The sequence below is a fragment of the Bradyrhizobium sp. LTSP857 genome (assembly GCF_000938285.1).
Lineage (GTDB): Bacteria > Pseudomonadota > Alphaproteobacteria > Rhizobiales > Xanthobacteraceae > Bradyrhizobium.
The window spans coordinates 240631-264462 of record NZ_JYMS01000027.1 but is presented as its reverse complement, the minus strand read 5'-3'; the positions used below and the strand labels follow the sequence as shown (position 1 = coordinate 264462).

The following is a 23832-nucleotide window of genomic DNA, read 5'->3' as shown; positions in this document are numbered from 1 at the left end:
CCGGCCGGTTGTGCCCCAGTTGTACCCTTTGCCCTGACCGCCTAAATCAGGCCGGACAACGAGGTATTTCATGCAGGATTCCCAGAACAGCCTGCCGGTCTGGCACGGCACCACGATTTTGACGGTCCGCAAGGACGGCAAGGTGGTGGTCGGCGGCGACGGCCAGGTCTCGATCGGCCAGACCGTGATCAAGTCCAACGCCAAGAAGGTCCGGAAACTCGGCAAGGGCGACGTGATCGGCGGCTTCGCCGGCGCCACCGCCGACGCCTTCACGCTGTTTGAGCGGTTGGAAGCCAAACTCGAGCAATATCCGGGGCAGTTGACCCGGGCCGCAGTCGAGCTCGCCAAGGACTGGCGCACAGACCGCTATCTGAGGCGGCTGGAGGCCATGATGATCGTGGCCGACAAGGACGTCTCCCTGGTGCTGACCGGCACTGGCGACGTGCTGGAGCCCGAGGCTGGCGTCATGGCGATCGGCTCCGGCGGCAATTACGCGCTGGCGGCGGCGCGGGCCCTGCTCGACACCGACAAGGACGCCGAGACCATCGTCCGCCGCTCCCTCGACATCGCCGCCGACATCTGCGTCTACACCAACCGCAACGTCACCATCGAAGCGCTGACGGCCGGCTGAGCGGATGGAATTGGCCCCGAGCTCCAGCCCGACCCAACCCGCAGCTCTCCGGCCGCTGGCCTTCCTCGGCATCGCACTGCTGCTGCTGGCGCTCCAGGCCTCGATCCTGTTTGCGATGGGCCGGGTGCCGATCTGCACCTGCGGCTACGTCAAGCTCTGGCATGGCGTGGTGAACAGCTCTGAGAACTCCCAGCACATCGCCGACTGGTACAGCTTCTCGCACGTCCTGCACGGCTTCCTGTTCTACGGCTTGACCTGGCTGGTGCTCTCGCGCCGGCTATCGTGGCCAGCGCGGCTGATCATCGCGATGCTGATCGAGGGCGCCTGGGAGATTGTCGAGAATTCGCCGTTCATCATCGAGCGCTACCGCGCCGGCACGATCTCGCTGGATTACTTTGGCGACAGCATCGTCAATTCGATCTCGGACACGCTGTTCATGGTGCTGGGGTTCCTCACCGCACGCGTGCTGCCGATTCCGGCGACGGTCGTGATCGGGCTCGCCTTCGAGATCATGCTGGCGCTGCACATTCGCGACAATCTGACGCTGAATATTCTGATGCTGGTCCATCCGATCGACGCCGTGAAACAATGGCAATCGGGTCCGCCGATCATCTGACGACCCAAAAAGCAGCTTGTCCCGGCCGCCATCTGACCCTAGCTAAGGTCCCATGACAGACTTTTCTCCCCGCGAAATCGTTTCCGAACTCGACCGTTACATCGTCGGCCAGGCCGACGCCAAGCGCGCCGTCTCGATCGCGCTGCGCAACCGCTGGCGCCGGCAGCAGCTCACCGGTTCCTTGCGCGAGGAAGTGCTGCCGAAGAACATCTTGATGATCGGCCCGACCGGCGTGGGAAAGACCGAGATCGCGCGGCGGCTGGCGAAGCTTGCCAATGCACCGTTCCTGAAGGTCGAGGCGACGAAATTCACCGAGGTCGGCTATGTCGGCCGCGATGTCGAGCAGATCGTGCGCGATCTCGTCGAGGTCGCGATCGCCCAGGTGCGCGAGCGCAAGCGCAAGGACGTGCAGGCCCGCGCCCAGCTTGCCGCCGAGGAGCGCGTGCTCGACGCCCTGGTCGGCGCCAATTCAAGCGCCGCGACGCGGGACTCCTTCCGCAAGAAGCTGCGCGCCGGCGAATTGAACGACAAGGAAATCGAGATCGAGACGCAGTCCTCCGGCAGCGGTTTTCCGATGTTCGAGATCCCGGGCATGCCGGGCGCACAGATGGGCGCGGTCTCGATCGGTGACATCTTCGGCAAGCTCGGCGGCCGCAGCAAGACGCGGCGGCTGACGGTGGAAAGCTCGCACGAGATCCTCGTCAACGAGGAATCCGACAAGCTGTTGGACACCGATCAGCTGACGCAGGAAGCGATCAGCGCGGTCGAGAACAACGGCATCGTGTTCCTGGACGAGATCGACAAGATCTGCGCCCGCGACGGACGCGTCGGCGGCGACGTCTCGCGCGAAGGCGTGCAGCGCGATCTGTTGCCGCTGATCGAGGGCACCACGGTCTCGACCAAGCACGGCGCGGTCAAGACCGACCACATCCTGTTCATTGCGTCCGGCGCCTTCCACGTCGCAAAGCCGTCCGACCTGCTGCCGGAATTGCAGGGCCGGCTGCCGATCCGCGTCGAGTTGCAGGCACTGACCCGCGACGACATGCGGCGGATCCTGACCGAGCCCGAGGCCTCCCTGATCAAGCAATATGTCGCGCTGCTGCAGACCGAGGGCGTCACGCTCGACATCACCGACGACGCCATCGATGCGCTCGCCGACGTCGCGGTCGCCGTCAATTCCACCGTCGAGAATATCGGCGCGCGGCGGCTTCAGACGGTGATGGAGCGGGTGCTGGACGAAATCTCCTTCGCGGCGCCCGATCGCAACGGCGAGACCCTCCGGGTCGATGCCGATTACGTGCAGAAGCACGTCGGCGATCTTGCCAAGAACGCGGATTTGAGCCGGTTCATTTTGTAATTTCCTTCCAGTCCGCTATCTATCCGCCGTCGTCCCGGCGAAGGCCGGGACCCATAACCACCAGCGGTTATTGTTGGAAAAGATAGCGGCTCCAGCCTTGGCTCAAAACGAACATTCGTGGCTATGGGTCCCGGCCTTCGCCGGGACGAGAGCGGAGTTTTGTGCGCATCGAGTGCCACATGCTCGCTAACGTCCAGAAAAATCCCTGGCGCCTTCTGCTCGCGATCAACGCCGCGATCATCGCCGGCGTGTTCATTCACAAGATCCAGCTGCCGCCTTATGTCCCCTACATCCACCTCCTCGTCGACTACCATTTCGGCTTCATCAAGCGCGCGCTGATCGGCGCGATCGTCGCGCTGTTCACGGCGAAGGTGCCGGTGTGGCTGGTGTTCGCAATCGGCGGGGTGACGTGGCTGGTGACGCTGGCGCTGTACGCAAAGCTGTTCCAGAAGACGTTCGGCTTTGCCGCGAAGACGCTGCCATTGTTCGTCTTCATCGCAGGCTCGCCGTTCTTCCTGAAGAACTTCATGCACACGCTTGGCCATTTCGACATCTATGGCTGTGCGTTTGCGATCATCCTGTTGTTGATGCCGGCCGGCTCACTCCTGTTCGTGGCGACGGCTGCACTGTTCTCGATCGTTCTCGTGCTGATCCACCACATTCATCTGCTGATGTATGTGCCGACGATCATCACCATCGTCGTCATCAGGCACTATCTTTCACACGGCGTCACCCGAACGAACGTCGCGTTCGGTCTGGTCGCACTGCTCTGCGTGAGCATCCTGTTCTTCGCCGCGCAGTTCTTGGGGACGATGCCTATCCCGGAGGCGGATTTCGTCGCCTACCTCAAAACCCGGATGGCCGATCCGGCGCGTACTGACCTGCTGCAATTCAGCTACATCTGGTATCAGCCGCTGGCGAAGGAGCTCGCGGATACCTGGGGACGCCTGCCCCACAACATTCTCGGCGTGCCCGTGTTCGCGCTGCTGATCTGGCTGCACACGCCGCTATGGCGCTATTTTGCCGGCCTGATCGGCGCGCTCGCAAGCCGCATGCATCGCCGTCTCGTCATCGCCGCACTGATCGGCGTCAGCCTCGCCTATCTCGTGATGTTCGCGATGGTATTCGACTATTCGCGCTGGATCTCGAACTGGGCGGTCTGCATGTTCCTGATCCTGCATGCGGTGAAGATGCTGCCGGCAAAACAGGAGACGCCGCTGATCCCGGCGGAGGATCGCAACACCAATATCTTCGGCTTGGTGCTCACGCTGATCCCGCGCGTCGGAATCGTGCGGCCTTTTTAGTTGAGCATGATCTGGTCGGAAAACCGGTCTCCACTTTTCCGGATCATGCTCTCTAGAACCTCGCCCGCCTGATCCGCACATAAAGTGCGCCCTCGCCGCCATGACCGATGCCGGCTTCCTCGAACCCGACCACGAAGGCACGGAATTCCGGCAGGCTCAGCCATTCCGGCACCTGGCGGCGCAGCACGCCGCTTTCGCCGCCGCTGCGGCCCTTGCCGGTGATAACGAGAACGAAGGTCAGGCCGTCATCATGGGCGCGATGGAGGAAACCCGACAGGGCGCGATGGGCGCGCAGCTGGGTCATGCCGTGAAGATCGAGCCGCGCCTCGATCTCGCTGCGGCCGCGCGACAGTTTTGTCCGCTCGCGCTTGCCGAGCGGAGCCAGTGGCGGCATCGCCGGCTTTGATGGGCGTGGCGTCGGCGCGGCAGCCAACGGCCTCGCTGAGGGCGCGGATTTGGTAACCGGCGCTGCGGGCGAAGGTTCAGCTCGCGGTGCGGCGTGCACCTTCGTCGCGCGATGCTTCCTGAGCGGCTTGACCTGTTTCGCGACAAGCTCCCAGAGCTCGCGGTCCTCCTCGCTCAGCCCACGCCGGCGCGGCGAGGGACGAGGAGGATCCAGCACGGGCGGACGGGACGATCGCTTCATTGCTGGTGGGGACGACTCTTCGGGTGCCGACGCGGCTCGCGGACAGGCTCTATCACGGGACGCGGCGCCGGCAACGGGATCGGGTTGGCGACGGCGACCGTTTCGCCCTTGCCTGGCGTCACAGCCGCGGCGGCAGCCGCCGGCTTGGCCGAATCCTTGATCGAATCCTTGGCCGGATCAGTCTGCGGAAACAATTTTGCGATCTTCTCCGACGGCCGCGGGTCCGGCACCGGCAGCCGCGCGGCGCGCACGCCGGGATCGAGGCTCTTCGGCACCAGCATCACAAAGTGCATGGCGTGGCGCAGCCGGCCCGAGACGCGACCGGCGTCCTGACCGGCACCAAAATAGAGATCGGCGCGCGCGGGACCGATAATGGCCGAGCCGGTGTCCTGCGCGATCATCAGGCGGTGGAATGGTGTTTTGGACCGTTCGGAATCGATCGGCAGCTCGCCCTCGATAAAGAACGGCGTGCCGTAGACATGCAGCGATTTGTCGACCGCAATCGAGCGCCCAGCCGTCAGCGGAATGCCTTGCGCGCCCACCGCCTCGTCCTTGTCGGAAAGATTGACCTCGCGGAAAAAGATGTAGGAGCGGTTCTGGCGCCGCAGCTCCTTGGCGCCGTCAGGATTCTGCGCCATCCACTCCCTGATCTTCTGCATCGACATCTCTTCCTTCGGAATGATGCCGCGCTCGATCAAGACACGACCGACGGCCGTGTAGGGAAAGCCGTTATAAGAATCGTAGTTGAGCCGGAGTGTGGCGCCGTCATCGAACTTGATGCGGGCCGAGCCCTGGATCTGCGCGAACAGCAGATCGGTCGGGTCTTTCAGCCAGGCAATCTCCAGTCCGCGGCCGGCGATCTTGCCGTCCTCGATCTCGCCACGGTCGTAATAGGGCACGAGCTTGCGGCGGCCGATCTTGCGGTAGACCGCGCCCTTGTTGGGCAGGCTGACCGAGGCCTGATTGTAGCCGCGCACGAACAGGTTCGAGGGTCGGCGATAGACCGGAACGTTGTAGATGTCGGTCTGGGTGCGCGAACCGTCGAGCACCGGCTCATAATAGCCGGTGACAAAACCGTCGGGCTCGCCGAGGCGCGAGATCCGCAGCGGCGAAAAATTGTCCTCGAAGAACGTCTTCGCCTTGGCGTCGTCGGTAAGGTCAAGCGTTTTGGCGGCGCGGCAGGGTTCGCTCAGCGAGGCGCCCAAGGCTTTTGACTCGGCCGCGCCGGTCTGCGCGTTGATCGAGCGGCAGCTCGCGCGAAATGTTTTGTAGGCCGCGAGATGATCGTCATCGCTCCAGCCCTTCACGTCCGCCCAGACCAGCGGCAGATATTGCGCGCCTGGAATTTCGAACGGGAGCGGGAGCTGCGGATAGGGCAGGGCTCGCGGAGGAAGCGCAGCCTCTTCGGGAACATGGTGCTGATGGCTGCGATAGTGACGCCGTGCAGCCTCGGCGCCGAGCGAAAACGACAACAGCGCAACGGCACCTGCACAGAGCGCCGTCACGCCATTCCTGAAGACAAGTTTAAGTCGCGCTTCCGGTGCCAACCAGCTTCCAGTTCGGATCGCGAGAGGTGACGTCGCGGGCGAAAGTCCAGATGTCGGTAATGTCGGCGACCGTGTCAGCGCTGCCGTCAACGATGGTGCCGGCCTTGTCGCGGGTGGCCGAGATCATCTGCGAGACGAAGCGGATGGTGAGTTGCGCGGTGCGGTCACGCAGCTCGGCGCCGGCGAGCTCGGCCTTGTCGATCGAGACGAAGCGCGTCTCGGTCTTCTGCTCGTTCTTCTCGCGCTCCTTGATCGCAGCGTCGAAGCTCTCATAGACCTCCGACGACAACAGGTCGCGCAGCGCGCGGCGGTCGCCATTGGCAAAGGCCAGCACGATCATTTCGTAAGCGCCGCGGGCGCCGGAGATGAAGTGGCGGGGATCGAACGTGGAGTCCTTCTCGACGATGGCATCCAGGCCCTGCGCCAGCGGGGTGCCCGGCTCGGTCAGGCCCTTCCAGCGGTCGGAAGGCGGGGTCGGCTCGGCCGTCGGCGCCAGCGGGGCCTGGTCGATCACCTTGCCCGGCATGGTCACGACGTTCTTGTCCGGGGCCCCCTGGAGCGCATTGCGGGCGGTGCGGTCGAACGGCGGGCGCTCGCTACCCGTCCGCTGCCCCAGCACGCTACGCAGCCGCAGAAAAATAAAGACCGCCAGCGCCAGGAAGATGATGGTGTAGATGTCCACGTGGTATTCGCTTTCTGGTCTTCTCGAGAAGGGGCCGTGCCGGGAAAATCGATCCGGCCAGTAGACCGTTCCATACGGGAACGGCAAGTCTACATCACCATTTTGGGTCCGCGCGTCACGTCCGCCGGATGTAGGCACGAAATCTTGCCCGGCCAATGGCGCCTTTTGGCACAGCGTGAAGTGTAGCGCGTTTTATGCTTAAGGGGAAACCCGATCCTGCCCGGAAATCGCGCATCTTCAATCGTTTAACGGGCGATTTCGGGTCCGGGGCAGGTTGGACGTCACAGTTATGGGCGCGGCCCGGATATACCGTCGGAAGCCGTTCGTCCTTGTGGAATGAGGCGGCCCTATGTTAGCCAACCGCCGCGAAATTCAGCCCCAATCGGGTAAGGAGACATCTTATGACCAACGGCAACGGCACCCCTCCCGAGGCGGCCCAGGCACCCCAGCTCAACGTGCTGGCGCAATATACCAAGGACCTCTCGTTCGAAAATCCGAACGCGCCGACCTCGCTCCAGCAGCAGGGCCAGCCCCCGCAGATCAACATCCAGATCAATGTCAGCGCCAACAACCTCAGCGAACAGGAGTTCGAGGTGACGTTGTCGGTTGAGGGCAAGGCCGAGACCGCCGGTAAGGTGATGTTCTCGTTCGAGCTGGCTTATGCCGGCGTGTTCCGGATCACCAACGTTCCGAAGGAGAACCTGCACCCGCTGGTCATGATCGAGTGCCCGCGGCTGTTGTTCCCGTTCGCCCGCGAGATCATCGCGACCGCTGTCCGCGACGGCGGGTTCCCGCCCCTGATGCTGGATCCGGTCGACTTCGTCGGTCTCTATCGTCAGAACATGGAGCGGCAAATGGCCGCTCAGCCGGCCGGTCAGGCCTAACCGGCTGGATTGGCGGCAGCTGGAGCGGCGAGGAACTCGTTCCAGATCGCCTTGTCGCCGAGCGTTGCGATGAAGGTCCGGTGGGCCTCGCGCTCGGCGTCTGTCACCCGCGGCGCAAGCGGCACCAGCCGCTGCCGCCGCGGCGCATCGCCGGCAGCATTGACGCGATTCTCTTCGCTCTCCGAAGCCAGGAGCAGCTGCGACTGCCGCGCCCCGACCAGATCGACATAGACTTCGGCCAGCAGTTCGGAATCGAGCAGCGCGCCATGCTTGGTCCGGCGTGAATTGTCGATCGAATAGCGCGAGCAGAGGTCATCGAGCCGGTTCGACACACCCGGATGCTTGCGCCGCGCCAGCAGCAGCGTATCGACCAGTCGCTCGCGCGGGATCGCGGCACGCTTGATCCGGTCGAGCTCGGCATTGATGAAGCTGATGTCGAACGAGGCGTTGTGGATCACCAGCGGCGCGTCGCCGATGAATTCCAGAAACGCGTCGACGACCTCGTGGAACAGCGGTTTGGTCGACAGGAACTCAGCCGACAGGCCGTGCACGGCGAACGCTTCCGCCGGCATGTCCCTCTCGGGATTGATATGGACGTGGTAGGTCTGTCCCGTCGGCATGCGATTGAAAATCTCGACGCAGCCGATTTCGACCAGGCGATCGCCGCGCAATGGATCGAGGCCGGTGGTTTCGGTGTCGAGAACGATTTCGCGCATGAGGTCAGCCGTGTCAGGCGGCGAATCAGGCTCGCCGCTGCGGCATCTTAACGACCTCGGCCAGGATGTGCGTGATTTGCGCGCGCACCGGCTCAAGTCCGTGTGACGTATCCACTACGAAATCGGCTCGCTTGCGCTTATCGGCATCGGGCGTCTGCTTCGCGATGATGGCGTCGAGTTTTGCCTCGTCCATGGTGCCGCGGGCCAGCACACGCTCGCGCTGAAGTTCCGGAAAGGTAGAGACCACGACCACGGCGTCGACGCGTTTCTCGCCACCGGTCTCGAACAGCAACGGAACATCCAGGACCACGACCGGCGCGTTGGCCGCTTCCGCATCGGCAAAGAATTTTTTGCGGGACGCACCGAGCATGGGATGGACGATCTGCTCGAGCTGCTTGATGGCAGCGGGATCATGCACGACGCGCGCGGACAGTTTTGGCCGATCGACCTTGCCGTTCACGGTGGTGCCGGGGAAGGCGGCCTCGATCGCAGGCGCCGCCTCTCCCTCGTACAGTTGATGGACCGCAGCATCGGCGTCGTAGACGGGGACGCCAGCCTCCGCGAACAATTTCGCGGTGGTGGATTTTCCCATCCCGATCGAGCCAGTCAGTCCCACAATCCGCATCAGCGTTCTGCCATCCCTGTCCGTCACACCGCAACTAGCCGCTCGCGCCGCAGGAACGCAAGCAACGGCAGCAGCGGCAGGCCGAGAATGGTGAAATGGTCGCCTTCGATACGCTCGAACAGATGGATACCGAGGCCTTCGAGCTGATAGGCGCCGACACTTGTCGTCACGGCGTCGCCGGCCACGTCGAGATAGGCCGAAAGCTCCGCCTCGGTCATCTGCCGCATGGTCATGCGGGCCACCGAGACGTCCTCAAAAATAATCTTGCCGTCGCGCACAACGGCCACGGCCGAATTCAGCTCGTGGCTGTTGCCGGCGAGCTCGCGCAGTTGCGCCAAAGCCTCGGGGCGGCCTGCGGGCTTGTTGAAGAGGCGATCGCCAAGGGCCAGCGTCTGATCCGCACCGATCACGTAGCTTGCGGGGTGATTGATCGAGACCGCCTTGGCCTTTTCGCGCGCCAGCAGCAGAGCAATCTCGCGCGGATTCGACAGCTTCGACTGAGCCTGAATGCCGCGCTCGTCGATATCGGCTGTCAGCGCCGTAAACTCCAGCCCGGCGTTGGCCAACAGCATCTTTCGCGCGCTGCTTTGCGACGCCAAAATCAACGGAGATTTGCCGCGCCAGAGACCCATCGCGAAAACTATTCAGACGGCCGGTTACGCTGGCGATCACTGTAGAGCTTCATGATCGCAGCGGCGGTTTCCTCGATCGAGCGCCGCGTGACGTCCAGCAGCGGCCAATCGTGCTTGGCGCTCAGCTTGCGCGCGAACGCGACCTCCTCGGCGACGGCTTGTCTGTCGGTATAGGTGTCGCTGCTGGAGTCGGCCCCCATGGATAGGAGGCGATTCTGACGAACCTGGATCAGGCGTTCCGGCGTCGCGTGCAGGCTCACGACCAGAGGCCGGGTCAGCGTCTCCAACTGCGCCGGAACCGGAATGCCCGGCACTAGCGGCACATTGGCAGTGCGGATGCCGCGGTTGGCGAGATAGATCGACGTCGGCGTCTTCGAGGTGCGAGAGACACCGACGAGCACAACGTCGGCGTCTTCAAGTCCTTCGACATGCTGACCGTCATCGTGGATCATCGTGTAATTCAGTGCGTCGATGCGCTTGAAATATTCGGCGTTGAGAACGTGCTGGGCACCGACCCGACCGGTCGTCGCAGCCCCGAGATACGCCTCAAACAATTGCATCACCGGCCCGATGATCGACAGGCTCGGAACATTGATCCCCTGGCACTTATTCTCGAGCCTGGAGACCAGATCCTTCTCCAGCAGCGTGAACAGCACGATCCCCGGCGCTTCCTCGATCTCGTCGAGCACGCGATCAAGCTGCTTCTGGCTGCGCACCAGCGGATAGACATGCTCGACCGGAGTGACATTCGCGTACTGCGCGGCAACGGCGCGCGCCACCGTAATCAGCGTCTCGCCGGTGGAGTCGGAGACCAGGTGCAGATGGAAGTAATTGTTCGAGGTCGGCACAAAAGCCCTTTGTATGAACACGGTGTGGTCTGTGGATTTTTGTGGACCTTAACCCCTCGGAAAGGGTTGTGCGACACCGGGGGCGGGACAACTGCGAATTTTGTTCACACCCCTGCCCATCAGAACAAGTTCGGCGCCTGCCAAACGGAAAAATGGAATCGTGCTGACAACCCTCTTGATAAGCTGCCGAGAGCGGCACGCAAGCCCTTGAGACCGGATGACTTATCCGGTCAGGCGAGACCTTTGCAGGACATGTTGATGGATGTGAACAAACCCGCGTGAGGTGGCGGACTACATTGCATGAGTCATAATCACGGTCACACAGACTCAAACCTTAAGATTCTAAAAGGTTTAAGTGTAGGGGAGCCCAATAAGCGGATATGTGTGCACTGGAAGACCTTAACGAGTTCTTACTATCCCCAGCCACCGGAAGGCCGGTCGCAAATTCGGACGCCAGGCATGTCTGAAGACGTCTATCTCTGGATCAAGGCGCTGCACGTGATCGCCGTCATATCGTGGATGGCCGGCATGCTCTATTTGCCGCGATTGTTCGTCTATCACTGCGACGCGGACATCGGTTCGAAGCAGTCGGAAACGTTCAAGGTCATGGAACGCCGGCTGCTCAGGGCAATCATCAACCCGGCTATGGGCGTCACATGGCTCGCCGGGCTCTACCTCGCCTGGTCCGGCCATTGGTTCACCTTCGGCTGGCTGCATGTAAAACTGGCACTGGTGCTGGCGATGTCCGGGGTCCACGGCTTTTTTTCGCGCTGCGTGAAGGACTTCGCTGCCGACCGGCGCCCGCGGAGCCAGAAATTCTATCGGATTATCAATGAGGTGCCGACCGTGATGATGATTCTCATCGTCATCATGGTGATCGTGAAGCCGTTCTAGGCAAGGATTGTGAACGATCGCTCAGCGCTTCAGCTTGCGGAGTGAGACGCGATTTTCTATATTAGCGATATCCCACCCAACGCAGGCGGATGTGGTTGTGTCTGAGCTTTCCAGAGGCCGGACACCGCATCAGGTTTGAAGCCTCACCGGCGCTCTCCTTGCCAGACCTGCGGACCTTACCTTCTCGCGTCCGCATTTCAGAGCCTCCTCGCACCCCCTCCCAAGGTTACCCCACAGGACCACCCCAATGCGGGAAATTAAACTCCAGGACCTCAAGTCGAAGACGCCGGCCGAGCTCGTCTCATTCGCGGAAGAGAATGGGGTCGAGAATGCCAGCACCATGCGCAAGCAGGAGCTGCTGTTCGCCATCCTCAAGCAGCTCGCGATTGCTGAAACCGACATCGTTGGCGAGGGCGTCGTCGAGGTGCTCTCCGACGGCTTCGGCTTTCTGCGCTCGCCGGACGCCAATTATCTGCCGGGACCGGACGACATCTACGTCTCGCCCTCGCAGATCCGCCGTTTCGGCCTGCGCACCGGCGACACCATCGAAGGCCATATTCGCAGCCCGAAAGAAGGCGAACGCTATTTCGCGCTGCTGAAGGTCAACACGCTCAATTTCGAGGACCCGGAAAAGGCCAAGCACAAGGTCAATTTCGACAACCTCACGCCGCTGTTTCCGAACCAGCGTTTCCGTATGGAAATCGACGATCCGACGCGAAAAGACCTTTCTGCAAGGGTGATCGACATCGTCGCGCCGATCGGCAAGGGCCAGCGCGCGCTGATCGTTGCGCCGCCACGCACGGGTAAAACCGTGCTGATGCAGAACATCGCGCATTCAATCGCGCACAATCACCCCGAGTGCTATCTGATCGTGCTGCTGATCGACGAACGTCCGGAAGAAGTCACGGACATGCAGCGCTCGGTGAAGGGCGAGGTGGTGTCCTCGACGTTCGACGAGCCGGCGGTGCGCCACGTCCAGGTCGCCGAGATGGTGATCGAGAAAGCAAAACGTCTGGTCGAGCATGGCCGCGACGTCGTGATCCTGCTCGATTCGATCACGCGCCTTGGCCGCGCCTACAACACCGTGGTGCCGTCATCCGGCAAGGTGCTGACCGGCGGTGTCGACGCCAACGCGCTCCAGCGCCCGAAGCGCTTCTTCGGTGCCGCCCGCAACATCGAGGAGGGCGGCTCGCTGACGATCATCGCGACTGCGCTGGTCGATACCGGCAGCCGTATGGACGAAGTCATCTTCGAAGAGTTCAAGGGCACCGGTAACTCGGAACTGATCCTCGACCGCAAGGTCTCGGACAAGCGTACCTTCCCGGCGATCGACATCTCGCGCTCCGGCACCCGCAAGGAGGAGCTCATCACCGATCCGCAGGTCCTCAAGAAGATGTACGTGCTCCGCCGCATCCTGAACCCGATGGGCACCATGGATGGGATCGACTTCCTGCTCGACAAGCTGCGCTCGACGAAGAGCAATTCCGAGTTCTTCGACTCGATGAACACCTGAGTGCAGTGCAGCACGACCCTAAAGGGCGCCTTCGGGCGCCTTTTTTATTGTGCGGCTTTGCTGCACCGAATGTGCAGCATGGCGAACGGCTGGCCGACTAATCCGAATTCGACATAAGACGTTGATATTTATAAATAATAATTGGATCTATTAGATCCATTCAGTTTGAGCGATGAAACTGTTGCAGCAAAATGCTGCAATTATATTGCAGTGCAATATAGGCTTTTGCTGCGAGATATGCGCAGCAAAACCAGGTCGATTGTTCGTCAAAACGGATGTTTGCCTTTTCCGCGGTAGCCGGACAAATAGGCCATGCATCCGCGAGATCAGACCATCTTTGCGCTGTCGTCCGGTCGTCCGCCGAGCGCGCTGGCGGTCGTGCGCGTCTCTGGGCCGCAGGCCGGCCTGGTGCTGACGACGCTGGCGGGAAAGCTGCCGGCGCCGAGGCAGGCCAGCCGCCGGCTGCTCCGTGACGGCGCCGGTCAGCCGGTCGACGATGCGGTCGTGCTCTGGTTTCCGGGCCCGGCCAGCGCGACGGGGGAAGATGTTGCCGAATTCCACGTTCATGGTGGTCGCGCGGTGCTCGCCGCACTTCTGGCTACGATTTCCATCATTCCGAATGCGCGGGCGGCCGAGCCGGGCGAGTTCACGCGGCGCGCTTTCGAGAACGGCAAGCTCGACCTCACGGAAGCCGAAGGCCTGGACGATCTCATCCACGCCGACACCGATCGCCAGCGCCGTCAGGCGCTGCGTCAGTTGCAGGGCCTGCTCGGCGATCGCGCTCGCGATTGGCGCGAGCGCATCATCGAGGCCTCGGCGCTGATCGAGGCCGGCATCGATTTCTCCGACGAGGGCGATGTGCCGGCCGAGCTTAGGGCGCCGGCGGTGAAGGCGATCAGGGCGCTGCATGACGAAATCGCAGAAGTGCTTGCGGCACAGGGACAAGCTGAACGTCTACGCGATGGCCTTGTGGTTGCGATTGCCGGGCCACCCAATGTCGGCAAGTCGACGCTGATCAACCAGCTCGCGCGCCGTGAGGTCGCGATCGTCTCGCCGCATGCCGGCACCACGCGCGACGTGATCGAGGTGCAGCTCGATCTCGACGGCTATCCCGTCACGGTGATCGACACCGCCGGCATTCGCGAGACTGAGGATCCGGTCGAGCAGGAGGGCGTCCGCCGGGCCAAGGCGCGGGCGGCGGATGCGGACCTGGTGCTTTGGCTGACGGGTCCTGAGGTGACGGCGAAGGAGCAGGCATCCAGGAGCGCACCGGTCTGGACGGTCCGTAACAAGATCGATCTTGAGGAGGGCGTCTCGGTCGTCGGGGCGGGCGCGGACAAGTCCTTCGCGATTTCGGCCAGCCGGGGCGACGGGTTACCCGATCTGATCAGGGCCATGGTCGAGTTCGCGGCCGAATTCTTTGGAGCCAGCGAGGGCGCCTTGGTCACTCGGGCGCGCCAGCGCGATTTGCTGCGTCGGGCGTCTGACAGCTTGCGCCGGAGTCTGGAGCTTGTAGAAGAGGGCGAGGAGCTGGCAGCCGAAGAGCTGCGCTCCGCCGCTTATGCCTTGGGTCGGCTGTTGGGCCGGGTGGACGTCGAGGACGTCCTTGGGGCCATTTTCCAGAAATTCTGTATCGGAAAGTAGCGCTAGTTCTACATTCTAGAACTAGCGCTTGTTCCACTGTTTGGTTGTTTCACGTGAAACAGACCCGCATTTGGCTCCGACTGTTTCACGTGAAACGTAATGATTTCAAGCCCCGCTCTACTGTGCATGGGGTTGTTTTCGAGAAAATTGGTCCGGGTCGATCGGGGCCCTGTTTCACGTGAAACAACCGACTCCCCTAGTTTCCGCTTCCGGCTTTTTCCGCTCTGGGATAGAAGTCCGCCCATGCGTACAGAGCGAGAGAGTTTCGACGTCATCGTGATTGGCGGCGGCCACGCCGGCTGTGAAGCCGCGGCTGCGGCCGCCCGGATGGGCGCGACGACCGCTCTGGTGACACACCGTTTCTCGACCGTCGGCGCCATGTCCTGCAACCCCGCCATCGGTGGTCTCGGCAAGGGCCATCTGGTCCGCGAGGTCGATGCGCTCGATGGTCTGATGGGCCGGGTGGCCGACGCCGGCGGCATCCAGTTTCGCGTCCTCAATCGCCGCAAGGGTCCCGCCGTCCGCGGCCCGCGGGCCCAGGCTGACCGTAAGCTCTATGCCGCGGCGATGCAGACCGCGATCCGGGAGACCGAGGGACTTTCTGTCATCGAAGGCGAGGCCGACGAGCTGATCGTGGTCGAGGGACGGGTGACCAGTCTGCGCCTGGCCGATGGCCGGGAGCTCGGAGCAGGGGCCATTGTCGTCACCACCGGCACCTTCCTGCGCGGTCTGATCCATCTCGGTGAGAAGAACTGGCCAGCCGGCCGGGTCGGCGAGGCGCCAGCGATGGGCCTCTCGAGCTCCTTCGAGCGGGCAGGCTTCACGCTGGGCCGTCTGAAGACTGGCACGCCGCCGCGCCTCGATGGCACCACGATCGACTGGTCCGCCGTCGAAATGCAGCCCGGAGACGAGCCGCCCGAGCCGTTCTCAGTCATGACCGAGCGGATTACGACGCCGCAGATCCAATGCGGCATCACCCGGACCACGGCCGCCACCCATGAGGTGATCCGGGCCAATGTCCATCGTTCGCCGATGTACTCCGGTCAGATCAAGAGTTCGGGGCCGCGCTATTGCCCCTCGATCGAGGACAAGATCGTCCGCTTTGGCGATCGCGATGGTCACCAGATCTTCCTGGAGCCGGAAGGGCTCGACGATAGCACCGTCTATCCCAACGGGATCTCGACCTCGCTGCCGGAAGAGGTCCAGCTCGCAATCCTCGCCACCATTCCTGGCTTGGAGCGAGTGACGATGGTCCGGCCGGGCTACGCCATCGAATACGACCACATCGATCCCCGCGAGCTCGATCCGACCCTCCAGACCAAGCGTCTGCGCGGTCTCTTCCTGGCCGGTCAGATCAACGGCACCACCGGATACGAGGAAGCCGCGGGCCAGGGCATCGTCGCCGGCCTGAATGCGGCGCTGTCTGCGAGTGGGGCAGTGCTGACCGTGTTCGATCGGGCAGATGGCTATCTCGGGGTGATGATCGACGACCTCGTCACCCGCGGGATCAGCGAGCCCTATCGGATGTTTACCTCGCGAGCCGAATACCGGCTGACGCTGCGGGCCGACAACGCCGACCAGCGCCTGACCGAGAAGGGGATTGCGCTCGGATGTGTCGGCAGTGCCCGGACCCAGCATCATCGCGCCAAGATGGACGCTCTGACTGCGGCCCGCACGCTGTCGAAGTCGCTGACGATCACCCCGAACGAGGCCATCAAGCACGGGCTGACCCTGAACCGCGACGGCCAGCGCCGATCGGCCTTCGAGCTGATGGCCTATCCGGACGTCGGCTGGAGCCAGGTCCGCAGCATCTGGCCGGAGCTATCGGCCATTGATCCCGTGATTGCCACCCATCTCGAGATCGACGCCAAATACGATGTCTATCTCGAGCGCCAGAGCGCAGATGTCGAAGCTTTCCGGCGGGACGAGGGGCTGGTGCTATCGGATGTCGACTACAAGCTGGTCCCCGGTCTCTCCAATGAGGTCCGCGCCAAGCTGGAGAGGGCACGGCCGTTCACCGTCGGCCAGGCCGGCCGCATCGATGGCATGACGCCGGCAGCGCTCGGCATCCTCGCGGCCTATCTTCGCCGCGAAGCGCGAAAGACTTCCAAAGCAATCGCATAGGCGTTTCACGTGAAACAACACGGGCCGACCCCGACCGGCCAGAAGATCGACAAAGCCAGCGCGAACGATAGATCGCTGGACTCCGTCATCGCCGCCGACAAGGAAGCGGCGCTCAAGCTCGCCCCCGTTTCACGTGAAACCGAAGACCGGCTCGATCGCTACATCGCGCTGCTGCGGGAGTGGCAAGCCAAGACCAACCTGGTCGCGCCGTCGACCCTGCCGCACCTCTGGACCCGGCACATTGCCGACTCGCTTCAGCTCGTGGATCTCGCGCCGTCCGTAAAACGCTGGGCCGATCTCGGCAGCGGCGGCGGCTTTCCCGGCGTCGTCCTGGCCTGCGTCCTGGCCGGGACGCCGGGCTCCAGCATCCATCTCGTCGAGCGGATCGCCAAGAAGGCCGCGTTTCTGCGCGAAGCGATCCGCGTCACCATATCTCCGGGAGTCGTACATCTCGCTGAGATCGGGGATAATGTGGATAGAATCACCGGCCCCGTCGATTGCGTCACCGCACGCGCACTGGCTCCGCTACACCGACTCATCGGCTTTGCGGAGCCGCTGATGCGCCAAGGCGCAAAGGCGTTATTTCTCAAGGGTCAAGATGTAGAGGCTGAATTGACCGAAGCCGCTAAATATTGGAATATTCAGCCTCAGCTCCACCAGAGTCGAACGGGCGATGGCTGGATCGTGGAGCTTGATACCGCCGAACGGCGCGGCTGACACGTTCAGGGGTTGAGTGGGGAATTGCGATGACCGTGATTGACGAACCGCAGCAAGAGCAGACGGCCGTGGTCCCGCAAGGGCACCCGCGGATCCTGGCGCTGGCGAATCAGAAGGGCGGTGTGGGAAAGACAACCACAGCGATCAACCTCGGCACGGCGCTCGCCGCGATTGGCGAGCGTGTCCTGATCGTCGATCTCGATCCGCAGGGCAACGCCTCGACCGGCCTCGGCATCGATCGCCGCAACCGCTCCTGCTCGACCTATGACGTGCTGATCGGCGAGGCGAGTTTGCGCGAAGCAGTGGTGTCCACCGCGGTGCCGCGGCTGCACATTGCGCCCTCGACCATGGATCTCTCCGGCCTCGAGCTCGAGCTCGGCACCACGCCCGGCCGCGCCTTCAAGCTGCGTGACGCGATCTCTTCGCTCAACAACAACGTCTCGCCGGATGCCGACTACACCTATGTGCTGATCGACTGCCCGCCTTCGCTCAACCTGCTGACGGTGAACGCGATGGCCGCGTCCGACGCGATCCTGGTGCCGCTGCAATGCGAGTTCTTCGCGCTCGAAGGTTTGTCGCAGCTGCTTCAGACGGTGGAGCAGGTGCGCTCGACGCTCAATCCGAACCTGTCGATCCACGGCATCGTGCTCACCATGTTCGACTCGCGCAACAACCTCTCGAACCAGGTCGTTGCCGACGTCCGGCAGTTCATGGGCGAGAAGGTCTACAAGACCATGATCCCGCGCAACGTGCGCATCTCGGAGGCGCCGTCCTACGGCAAGCCGGTGCTGGTCTACGATCTCAAATGCGTTGGCAGCGAAGCGTACTTGCGGCTCGCCACCGAAGTGATCCAGCGCGAGCGCGAGCTGCGCGTCACGCATTGAAGCGACGTTGATCCGTAGGATGGGTAGAGCGAAGCGAAACCCATCACCCTACGTGCAAGCAGCGATGGGTTTCGCTTCGCTCTACCCATCCTACAAGTTACTACAATTCGAAATTCAGTTCTGGAGTGTTGCACCGTGAATCCAAGGGAGCTGGCGATGGCCGACGAAGCGCGTTCGCGACTGGGCCGGGGTCTTGCGAGTCTGATCGGTGACGTCGGCGGCGAGGCACAGCATGTCGACCGCCCGCGCGCGCAGCGCAAGGTGCCGATCGAATTCATCAAGCCCAATCCGCGCAATCCGCGCCGCACCTTTTCGGAGACCGAGCTCAAGGAGCTCAGCGATTCGATCAAGCAGCACGGCGTGATCCAGCCAATCGTGGTGCGCCCCGTGAAGGGCGCGCAGGATCGCTTTGAGATCATCGCCGGCGAACGGCGCTGGCGCGCTTCGCAAATGGCCGGCCTGCACGAAGTGCCGATCGTCCCCGTCGACATCAGCGACAGCGATGCGCTGGAATTCGCGATCGTCGAGAACGTGCAGCGCGAGGACCTCAACCCGATGGAAGAGGCGCAGGGCTATCACGCGCTCGCCAACGAGTTCAAACGCAGCCAGGACGAGATCGCAAAAGTCGTCGGCAAGAGCCGCAGCCACATCGCCAACATGATGCGGCTGACGAAACTGCCGGCCGAGGTGCAGGCCTTCATCGCAGATGGCAAGCTGACGGCGGGCCACGCCCGCGCGCTGATCGGCGTGCCCGATCCGCTGGCGGCTGCCAAGCGCATCGTCGAAGAGGGCCTCAACGTCCGCCAGACTGAGGCGCTTGCGCATGAAGAGGGCGTGCCGGAGCGCAAGCCGCAAAAGGTGCGCGCTGGGGCCAAGGAAAAGGACCCTGATACGATCGACCTGGAAAAGCGCGTCAGCGATGCGCTCGGTCTCAAGGTCACGGTCAGCCATCGCGATCCCGGCGGCTCGGTGCAGATCAACTACCGCAATCTCGATCAGCTCGACGAGGTGATGAAGCGGCTCGCGAAGGGCGCGGTCTAGCCCCGCCACCCTCGGTGTCGTCCCGGCGAAGGCCGGGACCCATACCGCGTGATCCGTCGATTGCGGAAGGCAGCAGTGCCGAACCACGAGTCTTCGCCAAACTTCTCCCTGTGGTTATGGGTCCCGGCCTTCGCCGGGACGATATTGGGGAGAGTGCCGTTCACCCCCGCCGCTTCGCATTCGCGGCGATCGCCATCAGCGTGCGCTGGGCGATGGCGGCGGCGAGCGTGGACTGCTTGCGGGTGTCGAGCGCGGCGGTCGCGAGCTGCTCGATGATTCCTGCAAGCCGTGCCACGCTGAAATTGCGTAGCGCGGTTTCGACCGCGGGCTTTCGCGAAAAATGCAGCCGCGGAAATCCGCCGTCGAGCACGGCGGAGGCCGGCGTGCCGTCGGCAATCGCGAGCGCGGATTTGTGCAGCCACGCGGCCTGGCGCTGTGCCGCGGAGATGATCACGCCGGGATAGGTGCCGGCGATCATGGCCTTTGCGAACTCGGTCTCGACGATGTCGGGCCGGCCGGCGAAGGCGCCGTCGACGATCGGATCGAGTTTCAGCTCGGAGGCATCGGCAACAACGGCCATCACGTCATCCAGCGTGATCTCGCCCTTGCCATGGGCATAGAGCGTGAGCTTGCGCAGCTCATTGCGCGAGGCCTGGCGGTCGCCGCCGAGGAACGACATCAGCGCGGCGCGAGCGTCCTGCGCGATGCGCAAGTTTGCGATGCGGAGCTCGTCGTCCATCAGCTTGGCGAGATCGCGCTCCGTGTCGGGATAGCAGCCGATCGCCACCGCAGTTTTGGCGCGCTCGCAGGCCTTGCGCAGCGGCGACTCGGCACGCAGCTCGCCGGCCTCGATTACGATGCGACAATCTTTCACGCCCATCTCCGCCAGCGTGTCGACGCCGCTGGCGAAGCTGCGCGAGCCGGCGCGGATGCGGATGGCGCGCCGTCCGCCGAACAGCGGCACGGTCATGGCCTCGTCGACCAAGCGCGACGGCTCGGCCGACAGCTCGTCGCCGTCAAGCTTGACCAGCGAGAAGGGATCGTTGAGATCGTCGACGGCTGACGCGATCAGTGCGTCGGCGCGTTCGCGCACGAGGCCGGCATCAGGACCGTAGAGCAGGATGATCGGACGGCCCACGTCGGGGCGGGCGAGGAACGCGTCGATCTCTTTTCCGCGCAGCGCAACCATGACCTAGATCGTCAGGACAGGAGGCAAGCTCACGTGCCTGCGGTGAAGAATGCGGCGAGCCGGGTGTTGATGTTCTCGGCGATCTCGTTGGCGGCACGATCCTCGGCGTCACGCACCGCGCGGTTGCGGGCGAAGCGCTGGTAGGAGCCGGGCATATCATAGGACACGCGCGAGAACGTGGTGCCGGTCATGACCGACTTGCCGGTCGCGACCTCGGTCAGATTGTACTGGCAATCGATGCCGTAGTTCTCACTGTTCGGCAGGCCGGTATTGGGATCGACGATCAGCGACGACTTGCTGGAGGAAAAGCGGATATCCAGGCGGTGGGTCGGCGGCATGCCCGTGGCCGAGCCGTAAAGCTTGAAGGCGAGGGCGTTGCGGACTTCTACGCCGACCCGGGCCTCGCGCGATGCGTTGGCCTTGCTGATCGGCGGGAGGTCGACCCCCATCAGCTTCTCGCGCAGGCCGGGGGTGCCGTCGGTATGCTCGGCATACATCGGCTGGAAGCAGCCGGCCGTCAGCGCCGCCAATGCGACGACTGCCAGCAAGCGGGCTGCGATGCGGATCCTAGCCGACAACATTCACGATCCTCTTGGGGACGATGATCACCTTGCGGACGGGCTTGCCGTCCAGCGCCAGTTTTACCGCATCGAGCGCCAAAACGGCAGCCTCGATTTCCGGATTTTGGGCCGCTGTTGCAACCGTGACCTCACCCCGCTTCTTGCCGTTGACCTGGACCACCAGGGTCACAGCGTCTTCAACCAGCAAATCGCGTTCGATTTGGGGCCAATTGGCCTCCGAAACCAGCCCGGTGTGCCCCAGAACCTGCCAGCATTCCTCGGCCAGATGCGGCATCATCGGGGAGAACAGCTGGACCAGGATCTGGCCGGCCTCCCGGATCGCCCAGGTCAAGTCGGGAGCAGGCTGGCCGGGGCGCTGGAGCACCTCCGAAAACGTGTTGGCGAATTCGCGGATATGGGCGAGGCAGACATTGAAGTGCAGCCGCTCGATGCCGGTCGTGACCTTGTCCAGCGCGCCATGGGCGGCCTTGCGCAAGGCGGTCGCATCCGAACCGAAGTTGGCCGGTCGGGCCGCCGACGCGTCCTTGCCGAGTTCCGCGGAATCGTTCACCAGCCGCCACAGCCGTTGTACAAAGCGCGAGGCGCCCTGGACGCGCTCGTCGCTCCAGATCACGTCGCGGTCGGGCGGGGAGTCCGACAGCATGAACCAGCGCGCGACGTCGGCGCCGTAGGTTTCGATGATGTCGTCGGGGTCGACCGTGTTCTTCTTCGACTTCGACATCTTCTCGATCGGACCGACGGTGATGTCCTCGCCGGTCGCCATCAGAACAGCGCGCCGGCCGTTGCCGCCGACTTCGATCTTCACCTCGGCCGGCTGCACATAGGTGCCGTCGGCCTTCTGGTAGGTCTCGTGCACCACCATGCCCTGCGTGAACATGCCGGCGAACGGCTCGTCCAGCGCGATATGGCCGGTCGCCTTCATCGCCCGGGTGAAGAAGCGGCTGTAGAGCAGATGCAGGATCGCGTGCTCGACGCCGCCGATATATTGGTCGACCGGCAGCATCCGGTTGGCGACGGCGGGCGTGGTCGGCGCGTTCTCGTTCCACGGATCGGTGAAGCGCGCAAAGTACCAGGACGAATCCACGAAGGTGTCCATGGTGTCGGTTTCGCGGCTAGCTTTGCCGCCGCATTGCGGGCAAGTGACGTGCTTCCAGGTCGGATGATGATCGAGCGCGTTGCCCGGCTTGTCGAAGCTCACGTCCTCCGGCAGCACCACCGGCAGATCGGCATCCGGCACCGGCACCACGTCGCACTTCGGACAGTGGATCACCGGAATCGGGCAGCCCCAATAGCGCTGGCGCGAAATGCCCCAGTCACGCAGGCGGAAATTGACCTGACGCTCGCCGACCGGCGCGTTGCCGCGCAGCTCGTTTTCAAGCCGTTTTGCGACCTCGTCCTTGGCCTGATCAATCGTCATGCCGTCGAGGAAGCGCGAATTGATCATGCGGCCGTCACCGTCATAGGCGGTGTCCGATATGACGAACGTCTTGGGATCCTGGCCTTCGGGGCACACCACCGGCGTGACACCGAGGCTGTACTTGTTGACGAAGTCGAGGTCGCGCTGGTCATGCGCAGGGCAGCCGAAGATCGCGCCGGTGCCGTATTCCATCAGCACGAAGTTGGCGACATAGACCGGCAGCTTCCAGGACGGATCGAACGGATGCACGGCGCGGATGCCGGTATCAAAACCCTGCTTCTCCGCGGTGTCGATGATCTCCTGCGCCGTGCCGATCTTCTTGATGTCGGCGATGAACTGCGCAAGCTTCGGGTTCTTCGCGGCCGCAGCCTGAGCCAGCGGATGATCCGACGAGATCGCCATGAATTTCGCGCCGAACAGCGTGTCGGGGCGCGTCGTGAAAATCTTCAGCTCGCTCTCGCCGGCAGGCGTCGTCGCCGGATCCAGCGCGAAGCGGACCAGCAGGCCTTCGGAGCGGCCGATCCAGTTGCGCTGCATCAGCCGGACCTTGTCGGGCCAGCGGTCGAGCCCATCCAGCGCCGACAGCAGCTCCTGCGAGTACTTCGTGATCTTGAAGACCCACTGGCTCATTTCGCGTTGTTCGACAACGGCACCCGAGCGCCAGCCGCGGCCGTCAATCACCTGCTCGTTGGCGAGCACGGTCATGTCGACCGGATCCCAGTTCAGCTTGCGCTTCTCGCGCTCGGCGAGGCCCGCGGCGAGCATGTCCAGGAACATCTTCTGCTGGTGCTTGTAGTAGCTGGGGTCGCAGGTCGCGAATTCGCGTGACCAGTCCAGCGACAGCCCGATCGAACGGAGCTGCTTCTTCATCGCGGCGATGTTGTCGTAGGTCCAGGCTTTTGGCGCGACCTTGCGCTCGATCGCGGCGTTCTCAGCCGGCAGGCCGAAGGCGTCCCAACCCATCGGGTGCAGCACGTTGAAGCCCTTGGCGCGCATGAAGCGGGCCAGCACGTCGCCGAGCGTGTAATTGCGGACATGGCCGATATGGATGCGCCCAGACGGGTAGGGGAACATCTCCAGCACATAGTATTTTGGCCGCGAATCGTCGTTCTTGGAGACGAAGATCGCCTGTTCGTCCCATTGGCGTTGCCAGCGCGGTTCGGCATCGCGGGCGTTGTAGCGTTCGGAGGTCATGGAATCGTTGGGTTTTCGTGAGTTCGGGCCGTCCAAAGAGGCCGGACTAGGCCATAGAAGTCCTCAAGGGGTCAATGGGTTGCCGTGGGGACGGGTCTGCAACGCCGCGCCCCCCGCATAACTACTGAGGTCGCTATTTGGGTACG

At 63.2% G+C, this 23832-nt stretch carries 22 protein-coding genes; 12 read left to right on the top strand and 10 right to left on the bottom strand.

Annotation, left to right across the window (positions count from 1 at the left end; genetic code table 11):
* Positions 1-70 precede the first annotated feature (70 nt).
* The 4 genes from hslV to UP06_RS18690 all read left to right on the top strand — a co-directional run bounded on the left by hslV (position 71) and on the right by UP06_RS18690 (position 3908).
* Entirely contained in the window at positions 71-631 is a 561-nt protein-coding gene (gene hslV / locus UP06_RS18705) for an ATP-dependent protease subunit HslV (protein ID WP_045004644.1), read from the top strand.
* Between the two features lie 4 nt (positions 632-635).
* Positions 636-1247: a DUF2585 domain-containing protein gene (locus UP06_RS18700; protein WP_045004643.1), complete on the top strand. Its 612-nt coding sequence runs from the start codon at positions 636-638 to the stop codon at positions 1245-1247.
* 52 nt (positions 1248-1299) lie between these two features.
* Entirely contained in the window at positions 1300-2604 is a 1305-nt protein-coding gene (hslU, locus tag UP06_RS18695; RefSeq protein WP_045004642.1) for an ATP-dependent protease ATPase subunit HslU, read from the top strand.
* A 179-nt stretch (positions 2605-2783) separates the two neighbouring features.
* On the top strand, positions 2784-3908 hold the full coding sequence (locus UP06_RS18690) for a hypothetical protein (protein ID WP_045004641.1): 1125 nt from the start codon (positions 2784-2786) through the stop codon (positions 3906-3908).
* A gap of 52 nt (positions 3909-3960) precedes the next feature.
* Here the strand turns inward: UP06_RS18690 and UP06_RS18685 are convergent, their stop codons facing one another.
* The 3 genes from UP06_RS18685 to UP06_RS18675 are packed head-to-tail and all read right to left on the bottom strand — an operon-like array spanning position 3961 to position 6783.
* A complete protein-coding gene (locus tag UP06_RS18685) occupies positions 3961-4554 on the bottom strand; it encodes a Smr/MutS family protein (protein ID WP_045004640.1) in 594 nt (197 codons plus the stop codon).
* Entirely contained in the window at positions 4551-6101 is a 1551-nt protein-coding gene (gene mltA, locus UP06_RS18680) for a murein transglycosylase A (protein WP_045004639.1), read from the bottom strand. The genes UP06_RS18685 and mltA overlap by 4 nt, the downstream gene beginning before the upstream one ends.
* Positions 6079-6783 (bottom strand): Tim44/TimA family putative adaptor protein, encoded by a 705-nt coding sequence (locus UP06_RS18675; protein ID WP_045004638.1) that lies wholly within the window; start codon positions 6781-6783, stop codon positions 6079-6081. Before UP06_RS18675 ends, mltA begins: the two co-directional genes overlap by 23 nt.
* Before the next feature lie 401 nt (positions 6784-7184).
* Between UP06_RS18675 and secB the strand changes: the two genes are divergently transcribed.
* Positions 7185-7667 carry a protein-export chaperone SecB gene (gene secB, locus UP06_RS18670; protein ID WP_045004637.1) on the top strand — a complete coding sequence of 161 codons (483 nt, stop codon included), beginning with the start codon at positions 7185-7187 and terminating at the stop codon, positions 7665-7667.
* Here secB and dnaQ read toward each other — a convergent pair.
* From dnaQ to UP06_RS18650, 4 genes are read right to left on the bottom strand one after another with little or no spacing between them, the layout of a single operon-like run.
* Positions 7664-8383: a DNA polymerase III subunit epsilon gene (dnaQ, locus tag UP06_RS18665; protein WP_045004635.1), complete on the bottom strand. Its 720-nt coding sequence runs from the start codon at positions 8381-8383 to the stop codon at positions 7664-7666. The two genes, secB and dnaQ, sit on opposite strands and share 4 nt — an antisense overlap.
* Before the next feature lie 25 nt (positions 8384-8408).
* Entirely contained in the window at positions 8409-9008 is a 600-nt protein-coding gene (gene coaE, locus UP06_RS18660) for a dephospho-CoA kinase (RefSeq protein ID WP_045004633.1), read from the bottom strand.
* Between the two features lie 23 nt (positions 9009-9031).
* Positions 9032-9640: a Maf family nucleotide pyrophosphatase gene (locus UP06_RS18655; RefSeq protein ID WP_045004631.1), complete on the bottom strand. Its 609-nt coding sequence runs from the start codon at positions 9638-9640 to the stop codon at positions 9032-9034.
* Between the two features lie 8 nt (positions 9641-9648).
* A complete protein-coding gene (locus UP06_RS18650) occupies positions 9649-10488 on the bottom strand; it encodes a pyruvate, water dikinase regulatory protein (protein ID WP_045004629.1) in 840 nt (279 codons plus the stop codon).
* A 459-nt stretch (positions 10489-10947) separates the two neighbouring features.
* On the opposite strand from UP06_RS18650, the gene hemJ reads away from it, so the two are divergent.
* From hemJ to UP06_RS18615, 7 genes are all read left to right on the top strand, one after another.
* The gene (gene hemJ / locus UP06_RS18645; RefSeq protein ID WP_045004627.1) at positions 10948-11382 is read left to right on the top strand and encodes a protoporphyrinogen oxidase HemJ; all 435 of its coding nucleotides are present in this window, start codon (positions 10948-10950) and stop codon (positions 11380-11382) included.
* A 247-nt stretch (positions 11383-11629) separates the two neighbouring features.
* Positions 11630-12895, top strand: a complete 1266-nt coding sequence (rho, locus tag UP06_RS18640; protein ID WP_045004625.1) for a transcription termination factor Rho — start codon at positions 11630-11632, stop codon at positions 12893-12895.
* A 312-nt stretch (positions 12896-13207) separates the two neighbouring features.
* Positions 13208-14539, top strand: a complete 1332-nt coding sequence (gene mnmE / locus UP06_RS18635; RefSeq protein WP_045004623.1) for a tRNA uridine-5-carboxymethylaminomethyl(34) synthesis GTPase MnmE — start codon at positions 13208-13210, stop codon at positions 14537-14539.
* A gap of 243 nt (positions 14540-14782) precedes the next feature.
* Positions 14783-16663, top strand: coding sequence for a tRNA uridine-5-carboxymethylaminomethyl(34) synthesis enzyme MnmG (gene mnmG / locus UP06_RS18630; RefSeq protein WP_045004621.1), 1881 nt, complete (start codon positions 14783-14785; stop codon positions 16661-16663).
* Between the two features lie 75 nt (positions 16664-16738).
* Entirely contained in the window at positions 16739-17380 is a 642-nt protein-coding gene (gene rsmG / locus UP06_RS18625; protein ID WP_156163081.1) for a 16S rRNA (guanine(527)-N(7))-methyltransferase RsmG, read from the top strand.
* A 29-nt stretch (positions 17381-17409) separates the two neighbouring features.
* The gene (locus tag UP06_RS18620; RefSeq protein WP_045004619.1) at positions 17410-18264 is read left to right on the top strand and encodes a ParA family protein; all 855 of its coding nucleotides are present in this window, start codon (positions 17410-17412) and stop codon (positions 18262-18264) included.
* Between the two features lie 156 nt (positions 18265-18420).
* Positions 18421-19305, top strand: a complete 885-nt coding sequence (locus tag UP06_RS18615; RefSeq protein WP_045004617.1) for a ParB/RepB/Spo0J family partition protein — start codon at positions 18421-18423, stop codon at positions 19303-19305.
* A 160-nt stretch (positions 19306-19465) separates the two neighbouring features.
* On the opposite strand, the gene holA is transcribed toward UP06_RS18615, so the two are convergent.
* From holA to leuS, 3 genes are read right to left on the bottom strand one after another with little or no spacing between them, the layout of a single operon-like run.
* Complete coding sequence (gene holA, locus UP06_RS18610; protein WP_045004615.1) at positions 19466-20494, bottom strand: DNA polymerase III subunit delta; 1029 nt, start codon at positions 20492-20494, stop codon at positions 19466-19468.
* 29 nt (positions 20495-20523) lie between these two features.
* A complete protein-coding gene (lptE, locus tag UP06_RS18605; protein ID WP_045004613.1) occupies positions 20524-21075 on the bottom strand; it encodes an LPS assembly lipoprotein LptE in 552 nt (183 codons plus the stop codon).
* A complete protein-coding gene (gene leuS, locus UP06_RS18600; RefSeq protein WP_045004611.1) occupies positions 21062-23686 on the bottom strand; it encodes a leucine--tRNA ligase in 2625 nt (874 codons plus the stop codon). Before leuS ends, lptE begins: the two co-directional genes overlap by 14 nt.
* Positions 23687-23832: the final 146 nt, after the last annotated feature.

What these genes read in the sequence shown, in the direction of transcription:
- hslV (WP_045004644.1), top strand. Translation starts at nt 71, where the DNA reads ATGCAGGATTCCCAGAACAGCCTGCCGGTCTGGCACGGCACCACGATT.
- UP06_RS18700 (WP_045004643.1), top strand. Translation starts at nt 636, where the DNA reads ATGGAATTGGCCCCGAGCTCCAGCCCGACCCAACCCGCAGCTCTCCGG.
- hslU (WP_045004642.1), top strand. Translation starts at nt 1,300, where the DNA reads ATGACAGACTTTTCTCCCCGCGAAATCGTTTCCGAACTCGACCGTTAC.
- UP06_RS18690 (WP_045004641.1), top strand. Translation starts at nt 2,784, where the DNA reads ATGCTCGCTAACGTCCAGAAAAATCCCTGGCGCCTTCTGCTCGCGATC.
- UP06_RS18685 (WP_045004640.1), bottom strand. Translation starts at nt 4,554, where the DNA reads ATGAAGCGATCGTCCCGTCCGCCCGTGCTGGATCCTCCTCGTCCCTCG.
- secB (WP_045004637.1), top strand. Translation starts at nt 7,185, where the DNA reads ATGACCAACGGCAACGGCACCCCTCCCGAGGCGGCCCAGGCACCCCAG.
- dnaQ (WP_045004635.1), bottom strand. Translation starts at nt 8,383, where the DNA reads ATGCGCGAAATCGTTCTCGACACCGAAACCACCGGCCTCGATCCATTG.
- coaE (WP_045004633.1), bottom strand. Translation starts at nt 9,008, where the DNA reads ATGCGGATTGTGGGACTGACTGGCTCGATCGGGATGGGAAAATCCACC.
- UP06_RS18655 (WP_045004631.1), bottom strand. Translation starts at nt 9,640, where the DNA reads ATGGGTCTCTGGCGCGGCAAATCTCCGTTGATTTTGGCGTCGCAAAGC.
- hemJ (WP_045004627.1), top strand. Translation starts at nt 10,948, where the DNA reads ATGTCTGAAGACGTCTATCTCTGGATCAAGGCGCTGCACGTGATCGCC.
- rho (WP_045004625.1), top strand. Translation starts at nt 11,630, where the DNA reads ATGCGGGAAATTAAACTCCAGGACCTCAAGTCGAAGACGCCGGCCGAG.
- mnmE (WP_045004623.1), top strand. Translation starts at nt 13,208, where the DNA reads ATGCATCCGCGAGATCAGACCATCTTTGCGCTGTCGTCCGGTCGTCCG.
- mnmG (WP_045004621.1), top strand. Translation starts at nt 14,783, where the DNA reads ATGCGTACAGAGCGAGAGAGTTTCGACGTCATCGTGATTGGCGGCGGC.
- UP06_RS18620 (WP_045004619.1), top strand. Translation starts at nt 17,410, where the DNA reads ATGACCGTGATTGACGAACCGCAGCAAGAGCAGACGGCCGTGGTCCCG.
- UP06_RS18615 (WP_045004617.1), top strand. Translation starts at nt 18,421, where the DNA reads ATGGCCGACGAAGCGCGTTCGCGACTGGGCCGGGGTCTTGCGAGTCTG.
- holA (WP_045004615.1), bottom strand. Translation starts at nt 20,494, where the DNA reads ATGGTTGCGCTGCGCGGAAAAGAGATCGACGCGTTCCTCGCCCGCCCC.
- lptE (WP_045004613.1), bottom strand. Translation starts at nt 21,075, where the DNA reads ATGTTGTCGGCTAGGATCCGCATCGCAGCCCGCTTGCTGGCAGTCGTC.
- leuS (WP_045004611.1), bottom strand. Translation starts at nt 23,686, where the DNA reads ATGACCTCCGAACGCTACAACGCCCGCGATGCCGAACCGCGCTGGCAA.